This is a genomic window from Psychrobacter sp. UBA3480 (assembly GCF_002377945.1).
Classification (GTDB): domain Bacteria; phylum Pseudomonadota; class Gammaproteobacteria; order Pseudomonadales; family Moraxellaceae; genus Psychrobacter.
The window spans coordinates 37213-51148 of record NZ_DFQV01000017.1 but is presented as its reverse complement, the minus strand read 5'-3'; the positions used below and the strand labels follow the sequence as shown (position 1 = coordinate 51148).

The window sequence follows — 13936 nt, the reverse complement described above, 5'->3', positions numbered from 1 at the left end:
GAGAAGATTTCTTTGTGGTCATCGCCAAGGTCAGAACCAGCCATTGCTTGGTGCTTAACACAAGAGATGCCTTCGCGGATTTCTTTACGCTGTACGCCAGCTGCATAAGCAAGCATACCTTCTTCACCGAAGTAGCCTTTAGCAAGTTCATGAACGCTAAGAGCAGTCGTGTGGTAAGTCGGTAGCGTGATTAAGTGATGGAATACACCAGCTTCACGTGACGCATCACGTTGGAAGTTCTTAGCGGCTACGTCAGCGGCAGCATCAAGCTCAGTACCGTCATAATCAGCACTCATTAAGTCATCTTTATTGTATGCAGAGATGTCTTTGCCTTCTTCTTCCCACTGTGCGATAACTTGCTTACGGAAGTTAAGCGTCCAGTTGAATGATGGGCTGTTGTTGTATACAAGCTTGGCTTTAGGCTGTTGCTCTTTAATACGGTCAACCATCATTTTGATGTGCTCTACGTCTGGAGTCGGTGTTTCGATCCATAGTAGGTCAGCGCCGTTTTCTAGAGCAGTTACACAGTCAAGTACAACACGGTCAATGTTAGTCTCTTCACGGAACTGATATAGACCGTTAGGTAGACGAACTGGGCGTACTAGTTTGCCGTTGTGCTTAAGTAGGCTGTCGTTTTCTTGAGCATTTTCTAGCGTTACTTCTTCCATTTCGATGAAATCGATGTATTTAGAAGCAAGATCGCCTGGCTCATTTGATACTGGAATTTTTTGCGTTAGTGATGCGCCTTCAGAGTCAGTACGAGCAACGATAACGCCGTCTTCAACACCAAGCTCTAGGAATGCATAACGGATAGCGTTTAGCTTAGAGATGAAGTCTTCATGCGGTACAGTTACTTTACCAGCCTGGTGACCACATTGCTTAGCGTCAGATACTTGGTTTTCAACCTGAATGGCACAAGCACCAGCTTCGATCATTTGCTTAGTCAATAGGTAAGTAGCTTCTTCGTTACCGAAACCTGCATCGATATCAGCGATGATTGGCACAACATGTGAATCAAAGTTTTCGATTTTTTCTAGGATAGCAGAAGTATCTTGGCCAGCTTCTTCAGCAGCGTTTAGCTCACGGAAGTAGTCGTTCAACACTTTAGCATCTGCTTGACGCAAGAAGGTGTAGATTTCTTCGATTAGCTTAGGTACTGATGTTTTTTCGTGCATAGATTGGTCAGGTAGTGGACCAAACTCAGAGCGTAGGGCAGCTACCATCCAACCTGAAAGGTAGATATAAGTTTTAGAAGTCGTACCGAAATATTTTTTCTTAGCGTACATAGTTTGCTGTGCAACAAAACCATGCCATGCACCTAAAGACTGCGTGTACTGAGACGTATCATTGTCATAATCTTCCATGTCTTGACGCATGATTTTTGCAGTATATTTTGCGATATCCAAACCCGTTTTGAAACGGTTTTGTGACATCATACGTGCAGCATCAACTTCGCTAATGTTCTGCCAGTTGCCGTGCTTTTGCTTTAATTCACGTACTAAGTCGATCGCTGATTTATATGCAGTTGACATCTATAGTCTCCTTGGTGGGGTGTAAAAACAAATAAGTTAATTGTTAAAATAATGGGTCTGTCGTTTTACTAAAATCCGCTTTACTAAAACCTTTGTACTAAAAAGTAATATTCAAAATTTGGTCTATCATTTATCTATCGAAGCTCTATTTACCCTAAACAAACCGCTACGCTATTACAAGAAGTTTGCTGAACTCAACAGTTGAAAATAATTGCTGATTTATAAATATTTATCGATTCTCACTATATATCTAAAAGGTATCTGAAATATCTAAAAGGTATCTGAATACTTAATAGCCAGTGATGTCATAATTGGTAGCAAGAGATGTTACAATAATGAGGTCAATTAACCGTATTTAATGACTGATAAAAACCATTAATATATTACTTAGCGACAATATTTAATCGGATAAAAACAGCTTATGAACCTAAGGTTCGTCATCTATGCTGCAAATCCTTTATAGAACTCACTATAACCACCTTACCAAGATTTATCTAATTTATGATAGTTATCTTTGGTATTTCTGTATGATATAATGTTTATATAACAGGGCCTTACGATAGGTTGAATGAGTTATAATGCACATCTATCAGAAAAAACCAGAACGAAATTAGTAAAAAATAATGAGATTATGCTGTTACAGCGCACAAATCAACGTAGCAGCACTACAAATGCCAGCCTTAATATGGCGTTTATTCAAAAGCCAAGAGAACCAAATATGAATTTGCAGCGGGTTGATTTAAATTTATTAGTCCATCTAGATGTGTTGCTACGAGAAAAAAACGTTACTCGCGCAGCCGAGCAGCTTGGGATTACTCAGCCTGCTATGAGTAATATCTTGCGCCGTTTGCGTAAGCTGTTTAATGATCCATTATTGGTACGCTCATCTGAGGGTATGACACCGACTGAACGCGCCCTTGAGTTACAGCCACGTATCCGCGAGATACTCGCTGACTTGACTCAAGTGTTGGAGCCACGTACCGAATTCCGCCCTTATAGTACCTCTCGTGTGTTCCGTATCATGACATCGGATTATGCCGAAGCGACTTTAGTGCCTAAGCTGGTAAAAGCACTACGTTCTGAAGCACCTAATGTAATTTTGGACTTTTTGACTCCATCAGACGTCTCTTACCGAGATATGGAGCAGGGACGAGTTGATTTAGCAATTAACCGTTTTAATGAGATACCTCAAAGTTTTCATCAGGTTCTAGTATGGCGCGATACTTTTAGCTGCCTATTATCTTCTGACAGTCCTTATGCCAATCGTTTTAATCTGAAAAACTACCTTAAAGCACAACATGTCTGGGTATCTAAAACCGGTATGGGTGTGGGTTTTGGGGTCAATCCAGAAAAATCTGGTGGACTAGGGTCTATCGATCAAGCCTTGCAGCGCCTTGGTCAAAAACGCCAAATCAGTGTCTTTACTCGACATTATCAAATGCCTGCTATGCTTGCAGCAAATAAAGATTTGATAGCGACTTTGCCCACGCGTGTAGCAAGAATGCAGGCAAACAATGACAGTATCATGATGGAAGATCCGCCGTTTTTCATTCCTGAGTTTGAGCTTACGATGGCATGGTCACCTCTGTTGCAGCATCATCCAGCCCATCGCTGGTTACGTCAGTTAATTATGCATGTGGCACGACAAGTCGTTGCTGAAGAAGAAAATCCGCCTCAAGAGATACCTGTCATTAATCATTTGTTTTGATTGGTTTGTGTGAGTTGAATCTATCTTTTATTAGAGCAGAATATTCCTGATTATCTTAATTTTTAATAAAAATATTTTTCTTTAGCTTTCACTCTATATAGTTATTAGACCAGCCACTAGGCTGGTTTTTTTATGTCCTAAGGGTTAATAGTTAATATGTTGAATTTAGCTTTACTTAATAAGTCAGTCACACTATTAACATCTTCAACACACTTCACAATATATTGTAAAACTTTTCATCAAATAGCTTGTTAAGATAACGGCAGATAGAAAACGAGCTACCAATAGATTGTGCTATCGACGTAAATTTAATAATTAAAACTGTCACAGCAAAATAACTACAAGTGGCAATAAACCCGACTATAAATCCCAAATATAAATTCGAATAATAAGGACAGTAACTATGTCAGACATTACTACTATTAACCCAACCACGGGCGAAGAAATCAGTAACTACAATTATATGAGCAACGATGAAGTCAACAAGATTGTCGACGCTTCACATAACGCATTTTTAGAATGGCGTACAGTAGGTCACGAAGAGCGCGGCCGTGTCATCAAATCTATCGGTGATAAGCTGATGGAGTATAAAGAAGAGTTGGCTAAACTGATGACTGAAGAGCGTGGTAAGTTGTATAGCCAAAGCATGCAAGAGATTGATCTTTGCAAAGCTATCTGTGATTACACTGCTGAAAACGGCGTTGCTTCTTTGGCTGATGATGTACGTGATATCGAAAGCATGAAGAAAGGACTAGTGACGTATCAACCTATCGGTATCATCTACGGCATGCAGCCTTGGAACTTCCCAGCGTATCAAGTATTCCGTTACACCATTGCAAATCTAATGGCGGGTAATAGCATCCTGTTAAAACACGCATCTAACGTAACAGGCTCTGGTTTATTAATTGAAAAAATTCTTCACGAGTCTGAATTACCAAGTGATTTGTTCCGTACGATTATCATTGATCATGACCAGTCAGAAGCATTGATTGGCAATGACAAAGTACGCGGCGTGACATTGACAGGTAGTGACAAAGCAGGCGTGATCGTTGGTCAGCAAGCAGCGAAAGCAATTAAGAAAGCGGTACTAGAGCTAGGTTCAAATGATGCATTTATCGTATTAGAAGATGCTGATATCGAAACTGCTGTAGAAACTTGTACTCAAGCACGTTTAATCAATAACGGTGAAACTTGTGTAGCGGCCAAACGCTTTATCGTAGTCGATAGCGTATATAATGAGTTCCGTAAACGTATCGTTGAGAAATTTGAAGGTACTAAAGCGGGTGACCCAATGGATGATAGCTCAGATATCGGTCCATTAGCACGTGCAGATCTACGTGAGCAGCTACATGAGCAAGTAGAGCAAAGTGTGGCTAAAGGTGCAACGATCGCTGTTGGCGGTAAAGTACCTGAAGGTAAAGGTAGCTTCTATCCAGCAACTATCTTAGAGAACGTTGAAAAAGGTCAGCCTGCATACGATGACGAACTATTTGGCCCTGTCGCTTCATTGATTCGTGCCAAAGATGAAGACGATGCAATGCGCATCGCTAATGACAGTCGCTATGGTCTAGGTGGTGCAATTTTCTCAAAAGATGAAGAGAAAGCTGTTCGTCTAGCACGTGAGCAATTTGATACAGGTATGGTTTATATCAATGGTTATGGTCTTGCCAATCCTGCACTGCCATTTGGTGGCGTGAAAAATTCAGGTTATGGCCGTGAGCATGGTGGCTTCGGTATCAAAGAGTTTGTCAACATCAAAGCGGTTCATGTATTCTAAAAATGAACTAATTAGACGAATTAGCTAAATAGATAACTAGTTACGATTTTAAATGATAGTAAATAATAAATAGTTATCAAATAAAAAAGCCCAGTTGCTCATAATGAGTAACTGGGCTTTTTATTGAGCTATATAAAGTGGTATTAAAAGCAGCTTAATAAGCCGAGATTTTTATCCGTCTATCAGCAATTGCAAAGGCAACTTAGGTAAATAAGTTTGTATTTGCGATGATGTATTATTTGCTTCAAGTGGCAATACATTTTTTGCTAGTAGTAAAATCGTCCAAGGTAGCAACTGATGTTCAAGTTTCTGTACCCGTGACTGTAAGCTCTCTACTGTATCGTTGATATCGACATTTAATACGGCTTGAGTCAATACCTGACCTGCATCAAGCTCCGCTGTCACTTTATGAATACTACAACCATGACAACGTTCACCCGCTTGTATGACTCGTTTGTGAGTATCTAAACCCTTATAAACCGGAAGTAGAGAAGGGTGAAGATTAATCATGGGCGCTGGTACATTATCGATAAATGAGCCACTTAGTACACGCATAAACCCAGCCAAGACGATTAAATCAGGTTGCCATGCTATTAGCTGCTCGTTGGCGTGGGTTTCAAACGTCTTGATGCCCATACGTTTACCTTTAGCAACGTGTGACAATACCGCAACTGGAATATTGGCATCTTTAGCACGTGTCAATGCATAAGCGTCTTCACGGTTACTAATGACACCAACTATTTCAATTGGTAGTGCGCCTGCTTGCATTGCATTGATTAACACTTGCAGGTTGCTACCACTTCCTGAGACTAGAACAGCAATACGCAATGGTTTGATAGGCTGGCTTGCGTTATCAACTGACATTAACGGTACACCACTGCATCTGCCTGTTCATCAGTGCTGCGTTTGACCATTTCACCTAGTTGCCAAGCTGTCTCGCCTGCATCAGTTAAAGTCTGAATAGCAGCTTCTGCTTTGTCTTTTGGCATAACGATGACAAAACCAACGCCGCAGTTAAAGGTACGGTACATTTCGCTCTGCTCGATATTACCTTGGGTCTGTAGCCAAGTGAATAGCTCTGAGAACTGCCAGCTAGTGGTATCGATGCTAGCCGCTAGATTATCAGGTAGTACACGTGGTAAGTTGTCCGTTAGACCACCACCTGTGATGTGTGACATCGCATGTAAGGCTGAGCTACCAAGCGTATCTTGTAATGCTTTGATTGCTTTTACATAGATACGGGTAGGAGCCATTAGAGCGTCTTGAATAGGCTGACCGTCTAGTTGCTCGTCGCTACTTGTAACATCCACACCGCTCACTTCGATGACTTTACGAACCAGTGAGTAGCCGTTTGAGTGCGCGCCACTTGAGGCAAGTGCAATCAGTACATCGCCTTCTGCAACATTTTCACCAGTGACGACTTCTGCTTCTTCAACCACGCCTACACAGAATCCAGCTAGATCGTAATCATCATCTTGATACATGCCTGGCATTTCAGCAGTTTCCCCACCGATGAGCGCACAGTTAGCTAGTTTACAACCATCACCAATACCAGTCACGACAGTCGCCGCTACATCAACATCCAGCTTACCAGTTGCATAATAGTCTAAGAAGAATAATGGCTCTGCGCCGCAAACCAATAGATCATTGACGCACATCGCGACCAAATCAATACCAATCGTGTCATGACGGTTCAGCTGTAGCGCCAATTTTAGTTTGGTGCCGACGCCATCAGTGCCAGAAACCAATAATGGTGAAGTATAACCTGTTGGGATACGGCATAACGCACCAAAACCGCCAAGTCCACCCACGACTTCAGGACGAGTAGTGGCTTTTGCAACGGACTTGATTCGCTGAACCAAAGCATCGCCTGCATCGATATCAACACCGGCATCTTTGTAGCTTAAAGAAGGCTTGTCACTCATAGTCATCTCACAGTTGGGGATAGATAATTGGGATTAGAAGGTAAAGTAATTGAGCACGCAAAAATCAGCGTTATAAAGTTCAAAAGTAAAGTTTAAAGACAGTGCGCGCATTATACCCAAAAACAGACCGTACTCGCAAAGCAACTTGCCAATATTTGACTAAGATTTGCATTAAGTGGCAAATAAGCCGTTAAGAAACAAAAAATGACTGATTTTTTGTTGTACTCTGCGATAATAGAACGCTAAATTTATTGTCAATAATGGCCTTAATACAAGTTCAAATGTGATTGATAGAATAAAAACTAAGAAACATAAATTTATTAAGAATCAGGCTTTTTAGGGACTTTGATACGTCTCAGTTTAGCTAGCTAAAACTAATGAGAAAAAAGCAATTCGCCTAGTGACACATCGTGATGGCTATAGTTATATCATTTAGAAATCGCTATCACTGACTGACTCTCTGTCACTTTTTCAAACCTGTCACTTTTTTAAACCTGTCCAACTATAGGATTATTTGCCATGATGAACCAACCAATAGATCCTTTTTTTCGGCGTTTATTTATTGTCGTGGCATTAGTTGTGGCTGTATTTCTCTTGTATTTGATGATGCCCGTCATCGTACCCTTCGTTTTTGCCTTTATGTTGGCTTACCTATTTAATCCTCTAGTCAAGCGCTTATCAAAATACATCAAGCGCTGGGTCGCGATTATTATCGTCTACTCGACGATTACTCTGGGGATGGCGTTATTATTGTGGTGGTTGGTACCGACATTGTGGCATCAGCTGCAAGCGGCGTGGGATTATTTGCCAAAGATATTTAATTGGTACAATCAAGTCGTACGAGAGTGGTTCAATAGTAATACTCGTATCAAATTGCCCCAATTAGAGTCGAAAGAGTTTTCCGATACTCTCGTCGATTATATGCAAACGAATTATAAGTTCGCTGATGCTAGCACCATGATGAGCCAAATACTGACCTCAAGTATGAACTTCATCAATAATGCAGGTCTTATTGTATTGGTGCCTATTTTGACCTTTTATTTTCTATTTAATTGGGACCAGCGTTTGCATAACTGGAAAATGGCGATACCAGGTGCTTACTGCCAAAAAGTGACTGAAATAGCTAAAGAGTGTGATCTGGCATTGATGGCATTTATCAAAGGTCAATTGCTGGTGATGGTGTTGCTAGGCGCTATTTATGCTGTACAGTTACAGCTCATTGGGCTAGAGCTTGGGCTTATCATTGGTATGGTAGCAGGCATTGCCAGTTTTGTGCCTTACTTAGGATTTGGTATTGGTTTTATCGCGGCTATTATCGCGTGCTTATTTCAGTTCGGATTGGACTGGACGTATTTGTCATTGGTCGTAGGTGCGTTCTTGATTGGACAAGCAGCAGAAGGCTATATTCTACAACCATTGCTGTTAGGTGATAAGATTGGTCTATCGCCATTGTGGGTCATATTTGCTGTATTGGCAGGAGCCAGTCTATTAGGTTTTGTCGGTATGTTAATCGCCTTACCAGTGTCCGCTGTCTTAAACGTCCTGTTCCGCCATTTATACAGCTATTATCGAACCACTGACTTTTATAAAGGTCGTAAACAACTGGCATTGTTTGAAAAAAGATAATTATCTTATTATTGAACATGCTAGATAAAGATTGATATGCAATATTAAGACAGGAACGCAATGATTGATAAGGCTTAATGGGTAAAAGACTTGTCAGTCATTTTGTAAATATGTTATATATAGGCGCAGTGTTGATAGTATCAACCGTTTTGGTACCAGTTTTGCTAAATTTGTTTTCGACAAAGTGATTAACCTATTTTTGCAAAGGCTATAGGGACATTACTTACAGCTGTATCGGCTAGTATTGATAGTAATGAATACAGCTCAAAACAATCTATCTTTTTTATTGTATTTTTCCATTGCACTACGCAACACGAGTTGATGATTCATGGCAGAAGCACAGCTAAGTCTCAATCTGGACATTAAGCATGATGCAAGTCTCAGCGACTTTGCCGGTCCCGGTTGGATGTCGATTATTGATGCAGTACGGCAGTTACATGTCGGCCTGATCGGTCAACTATATCTGTTTGGTAGCCCTGCTACAGGTAAGTCCCATTTGCTGTCTGCTATTTGCGAGTCATTTATCGAAATGGATAAATCGGCTATCTGTTTGTCCCTTAATGAGTTGATTCATACAGATGTTCACGTACTATCATCGTTAGAAAACTTTGATCTTATCGCCATTGATGATTTGGAAGTGCTTGAGCAGAGCAGCCAGTGGCAAGAAGCTTTATTTCACCTGATCAATCGTAGCCGAGAAGGGCAACGCCAGTTATTGTTTGCCGCTAATAAACCAGCCGACGACTTACCATTCCAGTTAAGAGATTTAATGACGCGTCTGGCACAGGCACCGACCTTTAAAGTGCCTACTGGTCATGATTTGGCAGACAGACAAGCATTATTACAGTCTATTTTGCGTCGGCGCGGATGGCAGTTTGACGATCGAATTATTGATCACTTACTAACTGATGGACCGCATCGTATCGGTGCGATGATGGAAGTACTTAATTATATTCAACCAATGTTTTCTAACCTTGGTCGCAGTAATATCTCAAAAGCAGTCATAAGTGATGCTCTGCGTACCATCGATGAGCAGACGCTAGCCGCGGAGCTGGCGGATATCGCTCAAGAGACGCAAGTGGATAACGACACGCCTGATCAAGACCAACATACGATGCCACTTGATTTTTAGCAGTAAGACTTTTAGCAGCAAAAAATGAATAACCGTAAGAATACAAATATTTTGTCCAACTCGCTTTTACTATTAATGGAATAACTTATGAAATCGAATGCTTCTTTGCTAAAAAAATTAACGATAGGTACGTTGTTGGCAGGGGCTGCCTCGGTCTCTATGTTGTCACAGGCAGCGGTTACTCTACAGGTTGATGACCATATAAAAGTAACTGCTATTAATGGGCAGGAAATTCAGCAGAGCGCTTTTCAGCCGCTACAAAAAACTTTTACGTTACAGCCTGGACAACATGCTATTACTGCTAAGTATGACCGTTTATATAACTTGCGTCGTGATGAGCATGATTATTTGCGTTCAGGTAATGTCAGTGTGACGGCACAATTGGCCGACAATCAAACGTATCGTTTGACTATGCCTAATCAACCAGAAGATTATGAAGCTGCTAGAGAATATGCCAAGCAGCCAACACTCGCTGTGCAACAGAACAATACTGTCATTGCTAGCCAGCAAAGTATGGCCGGTAACCAAGGTGGTCTATTTTCAGGCCTTGGTAAAGCGCTAGGCGGCGTGTTCGGCGGTGCAGGTGATGCAGAGTTACAGAACCAACGTGCTATCGCCTCTTTAGATCAACCAGTAGTAAACACTACTAGCAACGTCAACACTGGCACGACCACTGTTAAGCAAGCATCTAGCGTAAATACTTCTACTAGTACGTTAGATACGTTTATGCAAGTATGGCTACAAGCAACGCCTGCTGAACGTGAAAAAATGCGTCAATGGATCCAAAAATAAAACAGTCTTTTCTAAAAGATAGACAATAAAAAAGCACCTAATTAGGTGCTTTTTTATTGTTTAGAATTTGATAATTATTAGAGCTAGTAAGTAAGGTTAAGCCGAACAGAAACTAACGACTATTAACCCAAAAACGCGTTATACATCCAGACAAGTTTCTCTTGCTCTTGTACGTAAGCATCAACTAGGTCAGCTGAACCTTGGTCTTCGCTCTCTTCAGCTAACGCTGATACTTGACGTTGTTCTGCAATTAACGCTTGTAAGCCAGTGACCACACCCTTGACACAGCTTGTGCCATCTTTTACGTTTTTGTCTTCACTGATGCTAGTATGCTGCGTAAAATCGCTGTAAGCGTGAAGTGGTGTACCACCCAACGTTAAAATGCGCTCAGCGATTTCATCAATTTGGAGTTGTAGTGACGTATATAGCTCTTCAAATTGTGGATGCAAAGTAAAGAAATGCTCACCTTTTACATTCCAGTGATAGCCACGTACGTTTAAATAAAACACGTGATATGTTGATAGTAGATTGTTTAATTGGGCGATGACTTCGCTCATGTCTGCTTTTTCTAGACCGATCTGGTTAGTAGCATTATTAGAATTACTCATAGTATTGTCCTTATAGTGTGAGTGTAATTATATGATAATAAATAAAAAAGAATAAAGACTCTAATAAATTGAAATACAGCGAAAAATACTTTAGTTTTCATCCGTACCTATTAATATATACTCTATCTCTTCCTTTGATGCTTATAATAATAGCAAACTATTATTAATAAGTTAAATTTAATAAATACAATTTTACGATTGGTTTTATAAAACTAAAACCAAGTCTCTCTATTGTTTTTCTAAACGATAGAGAGACCTCATTACATTTACGCTGGTGGCTGCAAGTTTTCAGGATTTAAGCCTTTCATAGGTACCACTTCTTGTAAATGTTGACGTATCGTATCGATAGGAAACTTCTGTGCTTGCAAGCGTTTTGGTACGATTTGGCTACCTTGCTGACCTTTTAGCTCAAACATCATAAAGATATAGTCATCAGTCTCATCCCAACTCTTGATAGAGGTCCAAGGAATAACTGCTTGCTGAGTCGCACCTGCACGCATTTGCATACCGCGCATCTGCGAGTTTTTCATCATATCAGGTTGGTTGCTTGGCATCGCCATGACTAAACCATGCTTCTGCACGCCTAACTTCATCTGGCGCATTTCATCTGGCATCTCTTGGTCAGCCACTTGTTTGTCAAACTCTCTTTTTACGTACCATTTAAAACCTAAAGTACGTGCCAATAGATAAATCACCACACCAACCAGCATTAACCAAAATATAATGGTTGAATAGCCTGTCACAAAGATAAGTCCTGCAATAGCGAGTACCACAACCACTGCCATGATGATCCACTCTTTGGTTTTAAAGCTTGATAAACCAAAAGACGGGCTGGCACTGGCAAACAGTTCATACTGTGCTTGGTGAAATTCAGCCTCAGTTAGGTTTAAGGCGACAGGTTGGAGCGTGTAGGGGTACAGGGCCATAAAGGTTTCTCAAATACTTATATTAAAAGCGTTGGATTAAAACTGCCAAAGCGAAGCAGCAATGCTGTACTTGGCTAGAAGTGAATAAAGGTATGCGCTTATCTTACCGAAAAGTACTCCTAAATGAAACATATAAGCAAGACTGTTCACGGATAGATGTCATATTAATGACGTAGTTCACGCTCTATACTCAGCTTACTAAGACTAGACGAAAGTAAAAGTGAGAAATTAAAAACAGAATAATTTGCTATAAGCGATTAGCATAATGAACAAAAGCTAGTGAACGTCAGTTAAAAACAGGGAAAAGTAGCCAAAGGTATCCAAAACATGGTCAAATCTGCCGTGTCTTGGTATTATAGCGTCTACCAGATATGTTGATATAAAACATAACGTCATAGCCGGTTATCACAAAGACTGTGATAGCGATGCGCTAGGCAATTACTCTATTAATAATACTTTTAAACCTTTTACTCACCTTTAGTGTTACAGGCAACTACTATGATTGATCCGAAACTCTTACGCGGCGATTTAAGCGACCTACAGCAGCAGCTAGCCACCCGTGGTTATGAGCTTGATATGGAGTTCTGGCAGACGATTGAAAACGAGCGTAAGTCTCTACAAGTCAAAACTGAAGAGTTGCAATCGCGCCGTAATGCTGGTGCTAAGCAAGTAGGTGCCCTAAAAAAATCAGGCGAAGATGCCAGTGAGCTATTGGCTGAGATGCAAAGCGTTAGCGGTGAGATTAAAGCTGCGGAAGACGAGCTACGTACGCTACAAGAGCGTATCACTCAAGCGGCTTTGCAAATTCCGAATATTCCGGCGGCGGATGTACCAGTCGGTACGTCAGAAGATGATAACGTAGAAGTGCGCAAATGGGGCACGCCGCGTACGTTTGATTTTGAAATTCAAGATCATACGCATATCGGTGAGACGCTTGGTATGCTGGACTTTGAGGCAGCGACTAAGTTGACTGGTAGCCGTTTTAACGTGCTTAAAGGGCAATTGGCGCAATTGCATCGTGCACTAATTCAATTTATGTTGAACACGCACACGATGAAGTACGGCTATCTTGAGACCTATGTGCCTTATATCGTTAATAGCGATAGCTTAAAAGGTACGGGTCAGTTGCCTAAGTTTGAAGATGATTTGTTTAAGCTAAGCAATCACACGAACAACGATGAGATGGATTTTTATTTGATCCCAACGGCTGAAGTACCAATGACCAACTTGGTACGCGGCGAGCGTTTGGATATCAAAGAGCTACCGCTAAAATTCACCGCGCATACGCCATGTTTCCGCAGTGAAGCGGGCTCACACGGGCGTGATACTCGCGGCTTGATTCGTCAGCATCAGTTTGAAAAAGTTGAAATGGTCAATGTCGGTACTAGCGATCAGTCTGATGACCTATTAGAAGCGATGACAGGGCAGGCCGAATATATTTTGCAGCAGCTTGAGTTGCCATACCGTACTGTACAGCTATGTACGGGCGATATGGGTTTTGCTGCACAAAAGACTTATGACATCGAAGTATGGCTACCGAGCCAAGACACCTATCGTGAAATCTCTAGCTGCTCTAACTGTGGTGATTTCCAAGCGCGCCGTATGGGTACGCGTGTTAAAGACGGTAAGCAAACCAGCTTAGCTCATACCTTAAATGGTTCAGGTTTGGCCGTGGGTCGTACGCTATTAGCAGTGATGGAAAATCATCAAAACGCTGATGGCAGCATTACGATTCCAGAAGTATTGCGTCCGTTTATGGGCGGTGCTGAGACTATTTCAGTTTAATAAACTGACTATCAGTAATGAGCTGCTTGTCACTTAGGTCACTCGTAGCTTTTTACTTATAACTTAAATCAAAGTCCGTCATTGCTCATCGTTTAACAAAACTGATGTGAGTCATTGCTAAATAT

General features: G+C 41.1%; 11 protein-coding genes. 6 read left to right on the top strand and 5 right to left on the bottom strand.

The window, feature by feature from the left end:
- Positions 1–1532, bottom strand: a 1532-nt coding sequence (locus tag B2863_RS06380; RefSeq protein WP_296208370.1) for an isocitrate lyase, incomplete at its 3' end; no start/stop codon positions are given.
- A gap of 718 nt (positions 1533–2250) precedes the next feature.
- Here B2863_RS06380 and B2863_RS06375 point away from each other — a divergent pair.
- Together B2863_RS06375 and B2863_RS06370 are read left to right on the top strand one after the other, a co-directional pair.
- The gene (locus tag B2863_RS06375; RefSeq protein ID WP_057761159.1) at positions 2251–3240 is read left to right on the top strand and encodes a LysR family transcriptional regulator; all 990 of its coding nucleotides are present in this window, start codon (positions 2251–2253) and stop codon (positions 3238–3240) included.
- A gap of 403 nt (positions 3241–3643) precedes the next feature.
- A complete protein-coding gene (locus B2863_RS06370; protein WP_296208367.1) occupies positions 3644–5017 on the top strand; it encodes an NAD-dependent succinate-semialdehyde dehydrogenase in 1374 nt (457 codons plus the stop codon).
- 171 nt (positions 5018–5188) lie between these two features.
- Here the strand turns inward: B2863_RS06370 and purN are convergent, their stop codons facing one another.
- Together purN and purM are read right to left on the bottom strand one after the other, a co-directional pair.
- On the bottom strand, positions 5189–5881 hold the full coding sequence (gene purN / locus B2863_RS06365; protein WP_296208365.1) for a phosphoribosylglycinamide formyltransferase: 693 nt from the start codon (positions 5879–5881) through the stop codon (positions 5189–5191).
- Positions 5881–6942: a phosphoribosylformylglycinamidine cyclo-ligase gene (gene purM / locus B2863_RS06360; protein ID WP_296208362.1), complete on the bottom strand. Its 1062-nt coding sequence runs from the start codon at positions 6940–6942 to the stop codon at positions 5881–5883. The genes purN and purM overlap by 1 nt, the downstream gene beginning before the upstream one ends.
- A 519-nt stretch (positions 6943–7461) precedes the next feature.
- Between purM and B2863_RS06355 the strand changes: the two genes are divergently transcribed.
- The 3 genes from B2863_RS06355 to B2863_RS06345 all read left to right on the top strand — a co-directional run bounded on the left by B2863_RS06355 (position 7462) and on the right by B2863_RS06345 (position 10492).
- Positions 7462–8568, top strand: coding sequence for an AI-2E family transporter (locus tag B2863_RS06355; RefSeq protein WP_160022555.1), 1107 nt, complete (start codon positions 7462–7464; stop codon positions 8566–8568).
- Between the two features lie 328 nt (positions 8569–8896).
- Positions 8897–9700 (top strand): DnaA regulatory inactivator Hda, encoded by an 804-nt coding sequence (hda, locus tag B2863_RS06350; protein WP_102093670.1) that lies wholly within the window; start codon positions 8897–8899, stop codon positions 9698–9700.
- Between the two features lie 87 nt (positions 9701–9787).
- The gene (locus B2863_RS06345) at positions 9788–10492 is read left to right on the top strand and encodes a DUF2057 family protein (protein WP_296208358.1); all 705 of its coding nucleotides are present in this window, start codon (positions 9788–9790) and stop codon (positions 10490–10492) included.
- A gap of 122 nt (positions 10493–10614) precedes the next feature.
- Here B2863_RS06345 and B2863_RS06340 read toward each other — a convergent pair whose 3' ends face one another.
- Positions 10615–11100 (bottom strand): Dps family protein, encoded by a 486-nt coding sequence (locus tag B2863_RS06340; RefSeq protein WP_296208355.1) that lies wholly within the window; start codon positions 11098–11100, stop codon positions 10615–10617.
- Positions 11101–11366: 266 nt separating this feature from the next.
- On the bottom strand, positions 11367–12026 hold the full coding sequence (locus B2863_RS06335; protein ID WP_296208352.1) for a YcxB family protein: 660 nt from the start codon (positions 12024–12026) through the stop codon (positions 11367–11369).
- A 498-nt stretch (positions 12027–12524) separates the two neighbouring features.
- Between B2863_RS06335 and serS the strand changes: the two genes are divergently transcribed.
- On the top strand, positions 12525–13811 hold the full coding sequence (gene serS, locus B2863_RS06330; RefSeq protein ID WP_296208350.1) for a serine--tRNA ligase: 1287 nt from the start codon (positions 12525–12527) through the stop codon (positions 13809–13811).
- Positions 13812–13936: the final 125 nt, after the last annotated feature.